The following is an 18,148-nucleotide window of genomic DNA, read 5'->3' on the forward strand; positions in this document are numbered from 1 at the left end:
GGTTTTCATACAGCCAGATGGCATGTACCAAAAACCTTCACGTCATTCTGCAAGCAGAATGTTTACTCACTCGTTGTTCAGTTTTCAAAGATCAAACTTCTTTTTTTGTCACCATTTTGTCTCAGCGGCGACTTTTATAATATATCATACTCCGTTTGTTTTGGTCAAGCCTTTTTTGAAATTATTTTTGAAGTTCGTAATGAACTTCATTTGTTTCAAGCAAAGCAACGAGATATAATGTACCATATATAACGCTCGGTAGTCAACTACCCAAATAAAGAAATTTTCAACCCCAATAACAGACCAACCCCCGGGAGTCCCAGAACCGTAACTGTACCTATTGTTGCAGGGTTTAACGGGATATAAATCCCTGTTATCCAACCTGAGTAATTTACGATATATATCCCAGCGGCCGCAAGCACCACATGAATTCCGATTGATGTAAAGATTGATAATCCCAAGCGTTTTCTAAACAAAATAATAACCAATGCCAACAGAGAGGCAACCAATATGCTTCCCAGAATAACACTCTTCATACGTTCCACCTCCAGCTATATATAAAAACACCTTACCTCACAGTAATTACACACTGAGTTCTCGATCGGTAGTAGCCACATCCATCCCAATCAACCGTTTGGCCCGCTTCAAATGAATTTGGTATTTTCTCTCGGCCGCTTCAAGCACATAGATAGCATAATCGATCTCATCCTCTCCCAGAGCATCCTCAAACTGTCGCATCGCACGTTCCCACTCTTGCTTGGCCTTCTGCACATCCGCATAAACCAACTCCGCCTCCAGTTTCGCCAGCTCTCTTTTCTTTCCGTCCCTTAAGCTTCGCTTTTTTCGCCATATCAACATAAACACCCTCCCTTATCCATCCGTATAGCACACTCTCATACATATCAAGGAAGGGACAAACTTAGAACTTGGACATCTACTTTTAAAATAAAAAAAGAGAGAGCTCATAGCTCTCTCTTGCAATATAAATCAATTTATTGGATTGTCTTCTATACGAACGACACCCTTATCAAGCTCACACGCAACTAGATACATTAGCGCATCTCTCTGCGTCCTTCCAGCGCCTTCGAAAGTGTAACTTCATCTGCATACTCCAGATCGCCGCCCACGGGTAATCCGTGAGCAATACGGGTCACACTAATTTCAAAAGGACGCACTAGACGGGAAATGTACATTGCCGTAGCTTCTCCCTCAATATTGGGATTAGTCGCCAAAATCAATTCTTTTACCCGCTCATCACTCAAACGAGTTAACAACTCTTTCAAGCGTATATCATCCGGGCCAATTCCCTCCATTGGAGAAATTGCCCCCTGCAACACATGGTAGTACCCATCAAATTCCTTAGTCCGCTCCATAGCTACCAGATCTTTAGAATCTTGGACTACACAGATAACGGATACATCTCTCGACTTATCCTGACATATCCGGCAAGGGTCCGTATCTGTAATATTACAGCACACAGAACAGTAATGGAGATTACGCTTCACGCTCACGAGCGCTTTGGCAAAATCAATAACGTCATCTTCTTTCATGTTAAGCACATGAAAAGCTAAACGAGCCGCTGTCTTCGGACCCACCCCAGGAAGACGGGTGAAGGCATCAATCAGCTTGGCTATCGGTTCAGGATAATACAATCGGTTGTGTCTCCTTTTGACAGGATCAGTTTATATTAAAATAACCCCGGAATTTTCATGCCGCCCGTGAATTTACCCATATCCTGATTCGCAATTTCATCCGCTTTGGTCAAAGCATCATTCACAGCAGTCATGACAAGGTCTTGAAGCATTTCAACATCATCCGGATCTACGGCTTCAGGCTTGATCGTGATAGCAAGCAGTTTTTTATGTCCATTAACTTCAGCTGTTACCACTCCGCCGCCAGAAGTACCTTGAACCGTTTTGTCCGCGAGTTCTTCCTGTGCCTTCAACATTTGCTCCTGCATTTTCTTCACTTGTTTCATCATTTGGTTCATGTTATTCATATCCGTCATCTCCTTATAATATAGTTATCTCAAATTATACACACTACTTCGCAATGTACTACTCTTTAATGACTACGAGATCTTCGCCAAATAACTGAATAGCTTCATCAATCCAAGGCTGTTTATCGCCTGAACCACCGTCTTCATGCTCTGGTTCAAGCTTAAAATCCTCCTTTGGCGTTTCAGAAGCTCCTTCCATCGCACCGGTCCAGTCTCTAAGCATCATCGTCACAAGTCGAGCCGGACGTCCAAGCTGTTCCGAAAGCACCCGCTCAATGACATCACGATTCGCCTGTTTCTCCGTTGTTTCCCGGTGAATGTTGTTCTTAAAAGCAACCAGCACACTGTCTTCGAGTAGTGAAACCGGCTCTCCATCCATAAACCAGGCATGAACCGTAACTTTCTCCTCTTTGACACGTTGCAGAATCTGGCTCCACTTTTTGCTGATCTCCGTGAATTCCGAAGACCCTTTGCGCGCAATATATTGATCCAAATTCGCCGGAAGCTTCACCGGAGCGTTCGCTCTGGACATTGGCGCACGTGTTGCCGGTCGCGCAGGAGCATTTGAAGCCGCATCCCCACCTGACAGACCACTCTTGAGCGCCCGATCTAGCTTTTTCTCCAGCTCAGCAAGCTGCTGTTTAAGTCGGCTAATCTCACCAGCATCAGCTGGCGCAGAAGGAGAAGGCACTCCAACCGACGAAGCGGCTCCGCCCATAGCCGGGATACTACACAGTTTAAGCAAAGCCACTTCAAATAATGTCTGCGGCTGAACTGCATATTTCATCTCACTCTGGTACCGATTCAGCGTATCGATCATCTGAAACAACTGTTCCTTCGTAAACGATTCCGCCATATCTCGAAACGATTCCGGGTTCAACACCCGATCCGTAAGTTTGTCCGCATCCGGCACCATCTTGATCATCAGCAAATCACGGAAATAGTAGAGCAGATTCTCCATACATTTGTCCGCACTCTTGCCTTCGTGCATAAAGCCTTCGATCATCTGCAAAATATGACCGACATCCCCTTTGAGTAAAGAGGCTGCGAGCTTGGCAAATTGTTCTGAAGGAATACCGCCTGTCATATCCATAACCTGCTGATACGTTACTTTTCCATCGGTAAATGAAGAGATTTGATCCAGCACACTGAGCGCATCCCTCATCCCACCATCAGATAGACGGGCGATGTACTGCAACGCATCATGATCCGCTTCCATCCCTTCCTGCTCACAGATCAAAGCCAATCTGGCTGTCTGTTCTTCCAGAGATACACGGCGAAAATCAAATCGCTGACAACGCGATATAATGGTAGCAGGCAGACGATGCGGTTCTGTCGTTGCCAAAATAAACATTACATGTGGCGGCGGCTCCTCCAATGTTTTAAGCAAAGCATTGAACGCTTCTGTCGTCAACATGTGCACTTCATCAATAATATAAACCTTCTGCCGGACTTCGGTAGGCGCATACTTTACCTTTTCCCGAAGGTCACGGATCTCCTCGACGCCCCGATTAGAGGCAGCATCAATCTCCTGCACATCCATAACAGCGCCGTTCGTAATTCGGCGGCAAGCCTCACATTCGTTACAAGGCTCAGTTGCAGGTCCGCGTTCACAGTTTACAGCTTTGGCCAATATTTTGGCCGCACTTGTCTTCCCCGTCCCTCGGGGACCGCTAAACAAATAAGCGTGGGAAGTCCGCTGTTCACGAATCGCGTTCTGCAAGGTCTGAATAATATGTTGTTGTCCAACCATATCCTGGAATGACTGAGGACGCCACGCCCGGTATAACGCGATATGCTCCATGATGCGTTACCTTCCTTCCACTTCGCATTCGAGTCCGTTGTCGTCACCCCATTATACTATATTCCAGAGTGAATCCAAACTTTATCTGACTCATTCATACACAGTTTTTTCAACAATCAAAAGAGACCCTTGCATTTATACTGCTGCAAAGGTCTCTACAAATTTAAAAGGTTAAGCCGTGCACCTGCTATCGATATTTGCGATCCAAGCGGCACCCCTGAACAATAGCTCAGGCTAGGCAACCCTCCGGCACAAGAGTGATCTCACTTATGGCTGCTTCCTTCCGGACCTGACCAGGTTCATGAGTACTCATTGCGGAGGACCCAACCGTCAACACCACGTTCAGGGACCAAACCTCACATCGACAAAACCTCTAACAGGAATTCAACCTCGCTATAGCGGATTGCGAGTTACAGGGCACCGCTACCTCCCCATCTAGCACGGTAAGAAATAGTATAACGTAAGGTAGTCCAAAATGCAACCAGCTGGAAAATGGAAACTCCACTACACTCTGATAAGCAACTAAAAACCCCTGCCAAAACAGCAGGGGTGATTGGGATACAATAATTAGACAATTCACAAGGAATTGTACGATTAGATTCCGTATTTCTTTTTGAAACGATCCACACGGCCGCCAGCATCGATAAACTTCTGTTTACCTGTGAAGAACGGGTGGCACGCGGAGCAAATCTCTACACGAAGTCCGTCTTTAACCGAACCAGCCTCAAAAGTATTACCGCATGCGCAGGATACTTGACCAATCGTGTATTTAGGATGAATTGCTTCTTTCATTACCTTTCACCTCTTTCCGCCCTGAGCCTCAAGCGGACCCAGAGTAAATGGCACAACACAGCAGATTATATCACGGCCTAAACCCGGTTGCAATCTAATTCATTCAAGAGGTAATCAGCTTTTTAGGGCGAGCCATCCCTGCTGGTGGAACATGCGTATACGACCCGATGACAACATCCGGCAACTCTTCCGCAAAAATCTCCAGCATCTGCTTCATTCCCAAAATATCGCCCTGTGCTGGTGGAATTAACTCCAGATAGCTCTCTGGGTCAATATTCAGGTTACGCATCTGAATTAAACGCAGGTTGGTGCGGCGTGCAAATTCAACCATTGCCTCGATCTCTTCCTCACGATCCGTTACACCCGGGAAGATTAGATAGTTAATGGACGTATATACTCCCTGCTCCGCAGCGTACTTCATGGACTTCTCCACATTAGCCAGTGTATATCCACGAGGTTTGTAATATGCGTTGTAATGATCATCCAGTGCACTGATCGTACTCACACGCATCAGATCCAGCCCTGCGTCCACAATGCCGCGAATATGATCATTCAGGCCAGCATTGGTATTGATGTTGATATACCCCATATCCGTAATGGAGCGCACTTCGCGAATAGCTTCAATAATCAGCTTGGCCTGCGTGGAAGGTTCACCTTCACATCCCTGTCCAAAGCTAATAATAGATTCAGGTGTTTTCAGATGTTCCAGCATCACTTCAACGATCTCATCCACACGAGGACGGAAATTCATCCGTGTCTGAGGTGATACAAAGCCACTGTCATCCGGCTGTTCAGAGATACAACCGAAACAACCAGCATTACATGAGTACGATACAGGAACGCCGCCTTCCCAGCGATTCAAAAATGTGTTGGAAGACGTGAGACACTCATAACCCAGTGCACAATTGGACAGATGGGTGTACAAACGGTTCTCTGGATACTTCTCCGTAAATCGTTTAACACCGGAGCGCACATCGTCACGATCACAGTTCATCGGATTCCATTTCTCCGGAATGTCGGACTGGGAAGCCGTAACGTAGAAACCGCCATCTTTCCAAACGACAGCCGAGTATCCAAACAACGGCAACTTGTAATCCTTATCCGTTTTCACATACCCCGGCAGGCACAGACGCGTAAAACCTTGCGGCAACAGAGCCCCTACAGCTTGTGTATCACTCGGCAACGGCAACATCTCGCCGGTATCCGGGTCCATGCCAATAGGACGGGTGCTTGGAAGACCAACCAATGTTGCACCGTCCGGCAGAGGAATTAACTCATCCTCCATGATCTCTACAATCATATCTCCGCTACGGGCGAGTCCGTACAGGGAGGGATGATCAAAAACATTACCTTTTTCATCTGCGTATACTAAATACATGATGTTCTCCTCACATCTATTGGGTTAAACCTGACGACGAGTATATTATATTGCAGTCAGTTCATAATAAGTCAGCCACATCTTTATCTTACAACGATCATGGCCACGTTATACGAGTTAAACTGCGGTTCAAATGTTAATTCGATGTTCCTGATGTAGCCGTTTGTCTTGGCGAACGGCGAGTTGTCGTCGTTCCAGCATTGCTGGAGGGCGCATTGCCAGCTGCATCGAATGCAGCCAGGAACTCGGCATTCGTTTTACTGTTGCGAAGTTTCTTCAGGAAACCTTCAACGAAGTCATGGGAATCATTCATATTTTTACGAATAGCCCAGATCGTATCCAGCTCTTCCTTGCTAAGCAATACCTCTTCACGGCGTGTACCGGAACGGCGAATATCGATGGCAGGGAAAATACGGCGTTCAGCCAATTTGCGATCCAGATGGAGCTCCATATTCCCCGTGCCTTTAAATTCTTCATAAATGATGTCATCCATACGTGATCCCGTATCAATTAACGCTGTTGCCAGAATGGTCAAACTGCCGCCTTCTTCCACATTACGAGCAGAACCAAAGAAACGTTTTGGACGATGGAATGCTGCTGGATCGATACCACCACTTAGTGTACGTCCAGATGGCGGAATCACCAGGTTATATGCACGGGCCAGACGTGTAATACTATCCAGCAAAATCACGACATCCTTTTTGGCTTCAACCAAACGCAATGCGCGCTCCAGCACCAGTTCCGCTACTTTAATATGATTCTCGGGCAGCTCATCAAACGTGGAAGCAACAACTTCCCCTTTTACCGAACGAGACATATCCGTTACTTCTTCTGGACGTTCATCAATCAACAGGACAAAAAGTTCAATTTCTGGATTGTTAGTTGAGATGCTGTTGGCAATTTCTTTAAGGAGAAGCGTTTTACCGGCTTTGGGAGGTGCTACGATTAATCCACGTTGTCCCAATCCTACAGGGGCAAGCACATCCATAATACGTGTGGATAAATGGTTCGGGGATGTTTCAAGAACCAGTTTCTTCTGCGGATACAATGGGGTTAATGCCGGGAAGTGAAGTCTCTCCGCAGCCGCCGATGGATTCTCACCATTCACAGCGTTAACTTGCAACAGACCGAAATATCTCTCATTTTCTTTTGGCGTTCGACACTTACCTGATACAAGGTCACCCGTCCGTAGATCAAACTTGCGAATCTGTGAGGCTGAGATATAAATATCTTCTGTACTTGGCAAATAGTTAATTGGCCTCAAGAAGCCGTAACCTTCAGGTAAAATCTCGAGCACGCCCTGCATAAACATCAAACCACTTTGTTCCGCTTGTGCACGGAGTATAGCAAAGATTAACTCTTTCTTTTTAAGGGTCCCGTAATAAGGAATCTGGTATTTTTTCGCCAGCTTATAGAGGTCCGTTAATTTCATTTCTTCCAAATCGGAAATTTGCAGATCCATATAATAACCACCTATTCAATTAATGAGTCCGTGAAATGGATAGTTTCGTTAGCTAATTCAAGCCATAGAAAGCAGTTCTACCACAATCTCTTCTATCCATTGTACGGAATGTAACCGTTATAATGCAAATACATGTCTTGGTGTGTAAGTTTTCCGGGTGGAATGGCCATTACATGGCATAATCCTTAATGAGTGAACTCCAAACATGGGGCGATCGATCCGGGAAGACCGGCTATGAAGCGCAGGTTCAAACAAATCCGGGGATTGGAGAAAGGGAATGATTTTCAAAAACAATATAAGGAAAGATGTGTTCATAAAGCCTTATGATGATTATTTCAAAAAAAGACCCTCCGGAACAAGAACCTGTTACAGTTCATCATATCCGGAAGAGAATGCAAAATCTATTAGAATAGTATACCCCATTCTACTATAGGTTATGCAGCACCGCTACAAAACACGCATCAAGCGGAAATGTTTGCGATGCCGCCTTAATCAATATCTATTCGGTTTCCCGCCACACGTCTGCACCAAGCAAACGCAGGTTGGTCACCAAATGATCGTAACCACGATCAATAAACTCAACCCCCGTCACCTCAGTAACTCCTTCACTGACGGTAAGCCCTGCTATGACAAGTGCCGCACCAGCACGAAGATCCGACGCTTTCACTTTAGCCGCATTCAGTGCACTGCCTTCAATAATGGCTGATCGGCCTTCTACACGAATTTTGGCACCCATACGAACCAGCTCAGGCACATGTTTGAAGCGATTGCTGTATACAAAGTCGCTCAGTACACTTACGCCGTTCGCTTGTGTTAATACACTGGTCATCGGGGACTGCAGGTCAGTCGGGAACCCTGGATATACCAGTGCCTTTACATCAACATGACTGTACTGCGGACGTCCAATAACCCGAATACTTTCGTCCAGCTCCTCGATACCTACTCCCATCTCCAGCAACTTGGCTGTTAAAGCCTCCAGATGTTTGGGAATAACATTATCAATGAGCACGTCTCCGCGCGTGGCCGCCGCAGCGATCATGTACGTACCCGCTTGAATCCGATCCGGAATAATGGAGTGACGGCAACCCTTAAGCTCCGAGACCCCTTCGATTCGAATCGTTTCTGTACCGGCACCTTTGATGCTGGCACCCATGGAATTCAAAAGTGTTGCTACATCTATAATCTCAGGCTCTTTAGCCGCATTTTCAATAATTGTAGAGCCTTTGGCACGAGTGGCCGCCAGCATAATGTTGATGGTTGCACCAACACTGCTTACATCAAGATATATTTTAGCTCCACGTAGCTCTTTGGCATACAAATGGATAGAGCCATGTTCGTTTGTTACGGTTGCGCCAAGCGCTTCAAACCCTTTGATATGTTGATCAATTGGACGAGGTTCAAAATTACAACCTCCAGGCAAACCTATTGTTGCTTCTTTAAAACGTCCAAGCAGTGCTCCCATCATATAATACGACGCACGAAGCTTCTTCACAGGACCGTTTGGCATCGGAATGGATTTAATATCAGAAGGGTCGATTTTCATCTGACTGCCTTCCCAAGTCACACGCGCTCCAAGTTCCTCCAAAATTTCTGCATATACGGCCACGTCACTGAGTAATGGCAAGTTATCCAACACGACCTCTGACTCGGCAAGCAATGCTGCAGGAATAAGCGCAATGGCGCTGTTTTTGGCACCGCTTATAGTTACAGTTCCCTGTAACGGACGTCCGCCACTAATCATTAATTTTTCCATAAAGCTTAATGTCCCCCTACGTGTTTTGCAGCCGATGAACGGCAATACGTGCTGATGGCTAACGATGTAGAAATAAGGTGTGAAAATGGAAAGACACCGGCTAGGCGGTGTTCTTCCATTTCACAGTATGGAACTTTTAAAGATCAATTACGCTTTGTTGTTGGAACCAAACTCACGGATTTTACCTTTAACAGTTTCTTTGATTGCATCACGGCCTGGTACGATGAACGTACGTGGATCGTAAGCGTTTGGTTTTGCTGCAAGTACTTCACGAACTGCTTTTGTGAACGAGATTTGGTTCTCTGTGTTCACGTTGATTTTGGAAGTACCCAAAGAGATTGCTTTATCGATATCGTGTTTAGGAATACCTGTACCACCGTGCAATACGAGTGGAACTTGTACCGCGTCACGAACTTCTTCCATTTCTTTGAAGCCGAGGTTTGGCTCGCCTTGGTAAGGACCGTGAACGGAACCCAGAGCTGGTGCCAAAGTATCGATACCTGTTTCTTTAACGATGCGGATACATTCGTTCAGGTCAGCGTATTGAATACCACCGATAACGTCGTCTTCTTGTCCGCCTACAGTACCAACTTCAGCTTCTACAGAAACGCCTTTAGCGTGTGCATATTCAACCACTTTTTTAGTCATTTCGATGTTCTCATCGATTGGGTGATGGGAACCGTCGATCATAACGGATGTAAAGCCAGCATCGATTGCTTCTTTACATTTGTCGAAGCTTGAACCGTGATCCAGGTGGATTGCAACTGGTACGGAAATTTTCATGTCAATCAAGAGTCCTTCTACCATTTTAACTACAGTAGTAAAGCCGCCCATGTGACGTGCTGCACCTTCGGATACGCCCAGAATTACTGGGGATTTCTCTTCTTCAGCGGCAGCAAGAATCGCTTGAGTCCACTCAAGGTTGTTGATGTTGTATTGACCAACTGCGTATTTTCCTTCAAGTGCTTTGTTCAACATGTCTGTCATAGATACTAATGGCATGGTTTCAATCCTCCTAGGGGTTTGGGTTGTGTCTATGGTTTTTAGCCGAAATCACATACGGGCTTATTATACCACATCCCATGTCAAATACTAAACAAGCTTTTGCAAAAATGCTGTGCTTTGCAGCACAGCTTTCACAGACACGGCATGATGACGTTACCATTTCCAATATTCCCTACAATAACAGGTGAAATACCCCATTTTCTCATGATTACATGCTACTGGTAGTTGACGCAAAAAAATCCTGTATCGACAGGATTTAACTGCATTTGTTCGCAGCGCCATTGCGAAGTTGCATATTGACGGCCACGCGCATCTCATCGATATCAAACGGTTTCGTAAAATGCATGAGTGCACCAAGATCGGTAGCTTCCTTGATCATGTCAAGTTCTCCATACGCCGTCATCATAATAACCTTGATATCAGGGTCAATCTCCTTGATATGCTTCAGTATTTCAAGCCCGTCCATCCCCGGAATTTTCATATCCAGCAAAACCAGGTCCGGCTTGTCCTTATTGACGATTTCGAGCGCAATCTTGCCGTTCGCCGCCTGAAATGTGTTATACCCTTCGCTGCTGAACACTTCCATCAGTAGAATACGAATACCGTTTTGGTCATCGACAATCAGAACTTTTTTCTCTTCCACGCTGTAACCTCCTAGAATTAGGAAAGCATATACACATTACATCTGGATAACTATCCCATAGTCGTCATGATAAGTATTCTACCTCTTCCAGTAAAATCCTTCTACTATCTCAAACCTCTTCCACATAAATCCTTTAATTATCTCAAATTGACGAAGGGTAATTCAATCTACATCTTTACTAAAAAGAAAAGGATGCTTCCGCGCTATAACAGCAACCGGAAACATCCTTGTAATACTCGGTATTTCAATGATTAAATTTATTATTTCTCCGCGTTCTCCAGAGAAGCTTTCACAAACTCACGGAACAATGGCTGCGGACGGTTCGGACGGGAAGTGAATTCCGGGTGGAACTGCACTGCCAGGAACCAAGGGTGTCCAGGAAGCTCCACAATCTCAACCAAGCGTCCATCCGGTGATGTGCCGGAAATAACAAGACCCGCTTTTTCAATCGCTTCACGGTATTCATTGTTGAACTCATACCGGTGACGGTGTCTTTCATATACCAATTCATCATCGTAACAAGACATCGCCAAAGAACCTTCCTGCAGCTTACAAGGGTACAAACCAAGACGCATCGTGCCACCCAGATTTTCGATATCTTTTTGCTCAGGCAACAGATCGATTACCGGGAACTCGGTAGCCGGGTTAATCTCCGAACTGTTGGCACCGCTCAACCCAACGATGGAGCGTGCATATTCAATGACAGAAACCTGCATGCCAAGGCAAATTCCGAAGAACGGAATGTTTTTCTCACGTGCATAACGGATTGCCGATACTTTGCCTTCGATACCGCGATCACCGAAACCGCCAGGAACAAGGATGCCACCGACACCATGCAACATGTCGCCTACATTCTCATCGGTAATATCTTCAGAAGGAACCCAGCGGATCTTCACGTCCGCATTGGATGCAAACCCTGCATGTGACAAGGACTCTACAACACTCAGATAAGCATCATGCAACGCTACATATTTACCGACGATCGCAATCTCGACCGTACGCTCCAGCTTGCTGATCCGGTTCACCAGACCTTCCCACTCGCTCATATCCGGTGCAGGAGTAGTCAGTTTCAGATGGTTAACCACGATCTCATCCAGACCCTCTTCACGAAGGTTCAGTGGTACTTCATACAACGTGCTTGCATCACGGCATTCAACTACGGCATTCTCGTCAATATCACAGAAAAGTGCGATTTTGGCTTTCATGTCCTTGGACAGCTCATATTCCGTACGACAAACAATAACGTTTGGTTGGATACCAATGCTACGCAATTCCTTCACACTGTGTTGTGTCGGTTTTGTTTTGACTTCACCCGCTGCTTTGATATACGGAATCAGTGTAACGTGAATGTACATCACGTTGTCACGACCTACATCACTCTTGATCTGACGAATCGCTTCCAGGAACGGCAAACTCTCGATGTCACCCACAGTTCCGCCAATCTCGGTAATAACAACATCCGAACCCGCTTCACGTCCAGCGCGGAATACACGCTCTTTAATCTCGTTGGTGATATGTGGAATAACTTGAACTGTACCGCCCAGATACTCTCCGCGACGCTCTTTGCTGATTACGGAAGAGTACACTTTACCTGTCGTGACATTGCTGTTTTTGGAAAGATTGATGTCGATAAAACGTTCGTAGTGGCCAAGGTCCAGATCCGTCTCTGCGCCATCATCCGTTACGAATACCTCACCATGTTGATAAGGACTCATGGTTCCCGGGTCAATGTTGATGTATGGATCGAATTTTTGGATTGTTACTTTGAGTCCTCTGTTCTTCAGCAATCTGCCCAGCGAGGCTGCTGTAATCCCTTTGCCCAGGGAAGACACAACTCCGCCCGTCACGAAAATATACTTTGTCACTGTTATTACCCTCCTAATATAAGTACAGAAATTCAGGCGATATATGGTGTTATCGTAACCCGTTTCCCAGGTAATCATCGTTAAAAAGAGCAATGGAAGAAATTAACTGCATCTACCAACTGCTCTTTCCAGCGAAGACGGCTTTAACTAACACATCATCCCTGGCTAAAATAATGCAAACTTTCCGGGAGCCTTCATCCACGCTTGTCCCCGCTACAAACCTCGTCGGCAGTTCCATTTTCTTTGTTTGAACATACAAAAAAACAGGCCGAAAAGGTTTGGCCGGAAGCAGTCGGAAAAGTAATCGTTTGGCATCATTCTGCCTCTAAAAATACAAAAAGAAAGTACTCCCGCAGGACGGGGCACTTTCTCTAAAAAAACATAAATATATTGTCGCTCATTCATAAGCCCATGCAATAGTTTACCCGTTACCCCGTCTGCTGTCAAGGCTGACTATCGGGGAAAAAACGGGCATTTTTTCGTCAGCAAAAAGGATTACCGATTATCGGAATCGTCGTCAAATTCATCCTCGTCTTCAGACTCTTCATCGTCTTCTTCGAGGTCTTCGTCTTCCAAATCGTCATCTTCAACCAGTACTTCTTCTTCACCGTCGTCTTCATCGAAGATGTCATCATCGTCGTCATCATCGTCATCATCTTCGTCTTGATCATCATCCGTGCTGTCGAAGTCTTCGTCACTGTTGTAGCTGTCGTCCTCTTCACCGAAGTCTTCGTCTTCCAGATCATCATCTTCATCGTTGATGATACGCGGACGCTTCGCACCCGTCATGGAATCTTCTGTTCCAGCAACCGGATACCAGCGTTTCAATCCCCAAAGACTCGTACCGACGCAAGCAAAACGGCCATCGATATTAATTTCGGTATACAGCTGGGCGATATACTCGTTGATCTCTTCATCTGTCATTCCGCGCTGTTTCGCTACCTCATTCATCAGATCCCGGTAGTAATACGGCGTGTTTGCCGCTTTCAGCACCATAAAGGCCAGATCCACCAAAGGGATCTCTCTTACCTTTTCTTTATCAATTTTCAAATTGAGCGAGGTACTCACTGAAGACACTTCCTCTCACACATAATTCGCTTTATATCCCCTGCAAACTGGATCGTTACGTATAACATATCCATTAACAAACCTAAGTAAAACCTATTTAGCGTTAAAAAGCAAGTTTTTATGTAAGCATGTCCCATATTTACACATCCGTCCTTTGATCCATATCGCAATCTGCTCAACTTGATCGACAGAATGATAAGGAAGCAATGAATAACATGTACGCTATCACTATGAACAAAAGCCCAAATCATATGTAAAAGACGGAGTCCCCTCCGCCTTCTGACTGTATACCCTCGTAGGATTGCTCCTCACCAGGTTCCCCGCAAGAGCCCTCTAGCCCTCCATCCATCATATGTACCTGCGCCCGTTTTGACACGGAGAGAATGTGTTTTTATAAAAAAAGGGCAAGTTCCCCATGCGCCGGGATGAGCGCATTCATAGAATACCTCAGCATGTTCATCCCGAAGGGGGCAGCCCATAATGGACTATACCGGTTTATTGCATCAGTTGATTGACGGAATGAGATGCCCCGAGCCTGAACACGGGGGACGTTATCTGATTCGATTCGCCAAACCGCAGCAGTACGAGGCCTGTCTCGTTGAATTATCCCGAATGCGCAATGAATTCATCGATCTGGGAGGCGTCCGAACCTCAAGGCTTGCCAGAACTCTCATCGCTCCTGTCCAGAGCCCGGATGTGTTATATCGATACGGGGACGACATTACGTTAGAGGAAGACACTCCTGTCTCGCTGCATTCTACTGCACTCCACAACAAACCCAGCACGCCTCAAGGCATACCTTGGGGTGTGAAACAGATTCGAGCCCCTAAAGTATGGTCTGTTTCGACAGGACACCGGATCAAAATTGGTGTTATTGATACAGGAGCAGATTACCACCATCCTGATCTACGATACTCTCTTGCCCGTGGCATTAATCTGTTGAACCGAAGCTTGCTTCCCCATGATGACAACGGTCACGGTACCCATATTGCAGGAACCATTGCCGCAGCCAACAGTACCGAAGGCATGATCGGCGTTGCCCCGCGTTCAATAATCTACCCCGTCAAAGCCTTCGATCACAACGGCTCTGCTTATGTCTCGGACATCGTACTCGGTATCGACTGGTGTGTACGCAACAAGGTGGATATTATCAATATGAGTTTTGGTATGAAAACACGGAGTAAATCTTTGCTTGATGTGGTCAACCGTGCGTATCATGCAGGAATCGTCATTGTGGCTTCGTCAGGAAATGACGGTAAACGCCGCAGTATCGATTATCCCGCTCGATATCCGCAGACCATCTCGGTTGGTGCTACCGACAAAAACAGACGTATTGCTTCGTTCAGCAATCGCGGTGCTTATGTGGATGTCTATGCCCCCGGAGACAAGATTGTGTCCTCCTGGGTGCAGGGCAAGCACCATGAGATGAGTGGAACATCCATGGCCACCTCCCATGTGAGCGGCGCAATCGCGCTGCTGCTCGCCAAACATCCCGGCCTGTCTCCAGCCGAGATCAAAACGCTTGTGAAGCGCGCGACGGTTCCCCTGCGCGCCCGCAAAAGCACCACCGCGAAGAGTAAAATCCGCGGTGGCGAGCTAGACGCCCTCAAGCTGATGCAAGAGGGCGGGGGGTGACCTGGCGGCGCATGCTGTAAGCCGCCAGCACCTGTGCTGCGCAGCAACGGATGCCGGCCACTGCCGGGCACGCCTTGCGCAGCAGGCAAGAGCGAGAGCAGGCGCAACCGAGCCTGCTCTTGAGGCAGTGCCCTGCGGCTGTGCCGATGGCAGGGCACTGCCGGGTGCCCGCGGCAGGCGGCAAGCCTGCGCCCTTACGGGTACTTGTTGGCGAGCATCGCCAGTACCCGCAAGGGCCAGGGGCTGGCCACCGCCAACCACGGGCACAAAAAAGTCTCCATGCCCGCGCGCATAAGCAACTGCTCGCGCGGGGCATGGAGACTTTGCCTTCGGCCGAGCGGCAGGATGCTGCCCGCCGCTTGGTCGAAGGGATTACATTTTGTCTGGTGCGGATACACCCACCAGACGGAGCGCTGTCGCGATGACGGTGCGAACGGCACCGATCAGCGCCAGGCGCGCCTGGGTCTGCTGCGCGTCTTCGGTAATGACGCGGTCAGCCCGGTAGTAACTATGGAACAGGGATGCCAGTTCGTAGACATAACGAATGATGCGATGCGGCGCATAACCTGTAGCCGCTGCAGCAATCTCTTCAGGCAATTCTCCCATTTTACGAAGAAGGTCATACTCGTGCTCGGTAGTCAGCTTGGACAGATCGATCTGTGCCAGTGGCAACAACTCGATACCTTGCTCTTCGGCTTGACGATACACACTGCACACACGCGCATGTGCATATTGTACGTAGAATACCGGATTTTCATTGGATGTCGAAATCGCCAAATCCATGTCAAAGTCCAGATGGGAATCCATGCTACGCATCGTGAAGAAATAACGAATGGCATCAATGCCAACCTCATCCATCAGATCTTCCATCGTTACAGCTTTACCTGTACGTTTGGACATTTTCACCTTTTCACCATTCTGGAACAGGCTGACCATCTGTGCAATCAAGACAACCAGTTTGTCCGGATCGTTGCCCAGCGCTTGCATTGCTGCTTTCATACGCGGAATATATCCGTGGTGATCCGCTCCCCAGATGTTGATCATCGTGTCATAACCACGGGAGTATTTATCGCGGTGATATGCAATATCCGGTGTCAGGTAGGTATACGTACCATCGTTTTTGATCAGAACGCGCTCCTTGTCATCACCATATTGCATCGTTTTCAGCCAAGTTGCGCCGTCTTTTTCATAAATTTCGTTACGGTCACGCAGCTCGTCCAGCACGCGAAGTACTTCACCGTTATCATACAGCGATGTTTCACTGAACCAGATATCGAAATTCACACGGAAGCGGTTCAGGTCACGTTTGATCTTGTCGAGTTCTTTCTCCAGACCATAATCACGGAAGTATGCCGCGCGATCTCCCGGATGCATAGACAGCAAGCTGTCTCCTTTTTCAGCAACCAGTTCCTTCGCGAAACCTTTAATGTCTTCACCATGGTAGCCATCTTCCGGCATTTCGGCTTCTTGACCGAGTTCTTGCAAATAACGTGCCTCAATAGAACGGGCCAGATTAAACACCTGGTTACCCGCATCATTAATGTAATATTCACGAGTTACATCGTAACCTGCGTAATCAAGAATATTGCACAGCGCGTCGCCTACAGCCGCTCCACGGGCATGACCCAGATGCAGACTGCCTGTCGGGTTGGCGCTGACAAATTCCATCTCCACCTTTTTCCCCGCTCCAACATCGATTCTTCCGTAGTTCTCGCCTTGCTCATGCACCAAGTTCAGCACGGGATAGAGATAACTCTTGTTCAATTTGAAGTTAATGAATCCTGGTCCTGCAATCTCCGCAGTTTCAATTCCGGCTTCTTCAAGATTCAGGTTGGCGATGATTTCCTCGGCAATCTGACGAGGGTTCCGTTTAGCAATCTTGGTCAACTGCATCGCTGCATTGGTAGCCAGATCACCGTGGGACTTCTCGCGCGGCACTTCAAGCGTAATGGCTGGAAGCTCCTCCTGTGTTACGATGCCGGCAGCAACAATCGCATTGCCGATGGCTGTACTTACCCGTTCGTTAATCGTATCTAGTGGATTACGTGTCATGAATTTGGTTCCTCCTGTATATGCAAACTAATCGCAAAATGTCCGGCTTCTTCATCAAAGCGGTAAAAGTCGTAGCTCCACGCTGCGCGTGCGCTCAATCCCTGAATGGAAAGCTCCAGCTTCTGTGTATGCGTGGACAGGGCAAACGACATATATGGTGAACGGTAGAAGCCCGGAAGCTTGCGGTTCAATTCGAACGTCTGCTCCGACTCCACCTCACCATGACGTATAATCTTGATGGATTGTCCGCCCAGCTTCAATGTTGTACGGGTTATGCCTCCCTCGGGCCCAGCCTGCGGTTCTTCGTAACGAACATACAAGTATGCTCCCTTGACCACAGCTTCTCCCTGCATTTCCTGCAGTACATTTTCCCCTTCATAACGGCTGTGCAGCCGGATCTGAACCGGTCGCATCTTCGACATGAATGTTAACCTCCATTATATTCGAGGCGACGCAAAATCAGGACAGCTGGCGAGAACAGCCTTTCCTGAATGGTTGTGTCGCTATACACGCTCATATTCCGAATAAACTTGCTCTCCTACACTCTACTGTATAACTATATCCAGTTCACCCGCTCAATTCAAATCCAAATTCAGAGTTTTTTTGTCAACCATCAAAAAGAAGGGCCGCACCTATACCGTGCAACCCTCCCCCACTTCACATCAATTTCATTGTCTCACTTCATTCACTTC

16 protein-coding genes and 1 other RNA gene are annotated in these 18,148 nt (G+C 47.1%); 1 reads left to right on the forward strand and 16 read right to left on the reverse strand.

Translation table 11 applies throughout. The features are described 5' to 3' along the window. Positions 1 to 266: 266 nt before the first annotated feature. The 14 genes from Q9R46_RS28015 to rpoE all read right to left on the reverse strand — a co-directional run bounded on the left by Q9R46_RS28015 (position 267) and on the right by rpoE (position 13,769). Entirely contained in the window at positions 267 to 536 is a 270-nt protein-coding gene (locus tag Q9R46_RS28015) for a pro-sigmaK processing inhibitor BofA family protein (RefSeq protein ID WP_145336512.1), read from the reverse strand. Positions 537 to 582: 46 nt separating this feature from the next. Then, complete coding sequence (locus tag Q9R46_RS28020; RefSeq protein ID WP_311282558.1) at positions 583 to 858, reverse strand: DUF2508 family protein; 276 nt, start codon at positions 856 to 858, stop codon at positions 583 to 585. A 194-nt stretch (positions 859 to 1,052) separates the two neighbouring features. After that, positions 1,053 to 1,652, reverse strand: a complete 600-nt coding sequence (gene recR / locus Q9R46_RS28025; RefSeq protein ID WP_062329683.1) for a recombination mediator RecR — start codon at positions 1,650 to 1,652, stop codon at positions 1,053 to 1,055. Between the two features lie 35 nt (positions 1,653 to 1,687). Next, positions 1,688 to 1,999 carry a YbaB/EbfC family nucleoid-associated protein gene (locus Q9R46_RS28030; protein WP_090924857.1) on the reverse strand — a complete coding sequence of 104 codons (312 nt, stop codon included), beginning with the start codon at positions 1,997 to 1,999 and terminating at the stop codon, positions 1,688 to 1,690. Between the two features lie 58 nt (positions 2,000 to 2,057). After that, the gene (dnaX, locus tag Q9R46_RS28035; protein ID WP_311282559.1) at positions 2,058 to 3,803 is read right to left on the reverse strand and encodes a DNA polymerase III subunit gamma/tau; all 1,746 of its coding nucleotides are present in this window, start codon (positions 3,801 to 3,803) and stop codon (positions 2,058 to 2,060) included. 176 nt (positions 3,804 to 3,979) lie between these two features. Further along, positions 3,980 to 4,247: signal recognition particle sRNA large type (gene ffs, locus Q9R46_RS28040), an RNA gene on the reverse strand. A gap of 150 nt (positions 4,248 to 4,397) precedes the next feature. After that, positions 4,398 to 4,595 (reverse strand): 50S ribosomal protein L31, encoded by a 198-nt coding sequence (rpmE, locus tag Q9R46_RS28045; protein ID WP_145336518.1) that lies wholly within the window; start codon positions 4,593 to 4,595, stop codon positions 4,398 to 4,400. A gap of 103 nt (positions 4,596 to 4,698) precedes the next feature. Further along, entirely contained in the window at positions 4,699 to 5,973 is a 1,275-nt protein-coding gene (locus tag Q9R46_RS28050; RefSeq protein ID WP_145336524.1) for a radical SAM family protein, read from the reverse strand. Between the two features lie 136 nt (positions 5,974 to 6,109). Beyond that, on the reverse strand, positions 6,110 to 7,435 hold the full coding sequence (gene rho, locus Q9R46_RS28055) for a transcription termination factor Rho (protein ID WP_145336526.1): 1,326 nt from the start codon (positions 7,433 to 7,435) through the stop codon (positions 6,110 to 6,112). 499 nt (positions 7,436 to 7,934) lie between these two features. Beyond that, a complete protein-coding gene (locus Q9R46_RS28060; RefSeq protein ID WP_145336528.1) occupies positions 7,935 to 9,188 on the reverse strand; it encodes a UDP-N-acetylglucosamine 1-carboxyvinyltransferase in 1,254 nt (417 codons plus the stop codon). Between the two features lie 147 nt (positions 9,189 to 9,335). Next, positions 9,336 to 10,190, reverse strand: coding sequence for a class II fructose-1,6-bisphosphate aldolase (gene fba, locus Q9R46_RS28065; protein ID WP_145336530.1), 855 nt, complete (start codon positions 10,188 to 10,190; stop codon positions 9,336 to 9,338). Positions 10,191 to 10,449: 259 nt separating this feature from the next. Next, a complete protein-coding gene (locus Q9R46_RS28070; RefSeq protein WP_090924863.1) occupies positions 10,450 to 10,836 on the reverse strand; it encodes a response regulator in 387 nt (128 codons plus the stop codon). A gap of 260 nt (positions 10,837 to 11,096) precedes the next feature. Further along, complete coding sequence (locus tag Q9R46_RS28075) at positions 11,097 to 12,701, reverse strand: CTP synthase (RefSeq protein ID WP_311282560.1); 1,605 nt, start codon at positions 12,699 to 12,701, stop codon at positions 11,097 to 11,099. Between the two features lie 495 nt (positions 12,702 to 13,196). Further along, positions 13,197 to 13,769, reverse strand: a complete 573-nt coding sequence (gene rpoE, locus Q9R46_RS28080; RefSeq protein WP_145336534.1) for a DNA-directed RNA polymerase subunit delta — start codon at positions 13,767 to 13,769, stop codon at positions 13,197 to 13,199. A gap of 480 nt (positions 13,770 to 14,249) precedes the next feature. Between rpoE and Q9R46_RS28085 the strand changes: the two genes are divergently transcribed. Next, positions 14,250 to 15,404: a S8 family peptidase gene (locus Q9R46_RS28085; RefSeq protein WP_311282561.1), complete on the forward strand. Its 1,155-nt coding sequence runs from the start codon at positions 14,250 to 14,252 to the stop codon at positions 15,402 to 15,404. A 372-nt stretch (positions 15,405 to 15,776) separates the two neighbouring features. Here Q9R46_RS28085 and argS read toward each other — a convergent pair whose 3' ends face one another. Beyond that, on the reverse strand, positions 15,777 to 17,456 hold the full coding sequence (argS, locus tag Q9R46_RS28090; RefSeq protein ID WP_311282562.1) for an arginine--tRNA ligase: 1,680 nt from the start codon (positions 17,454 to 17,456) through the stop codon (positions 15,777 to 15,779). Further along, a complete protein-coding gene (locus tag Q9R46_RS28095; RefSeq protein ID WP_311282563.1) occupies positions 17,453 to 17,878 on the reverse strand; it encodes a YwiB family protein in 426 nt (141 codons plus the stop codon). The genes argS and Q9R46_RS28095 overlap by 4 nt, the downstream gene beginning before the upstream one ends. Positions 17,879 to 18,148 lie beyond the last annotated feature (270 nt).

It is taken from the genome of Paenibacillus sp. RRE4, assembly GCF_031844205.1.
Classification (GTDB): domain Bacteria; phylum Bacillota; class Bacilli; order Paenibacillales; family Paenibacillaceae; genus Paenibacillus; species Paenibacillus xylanexedens_B.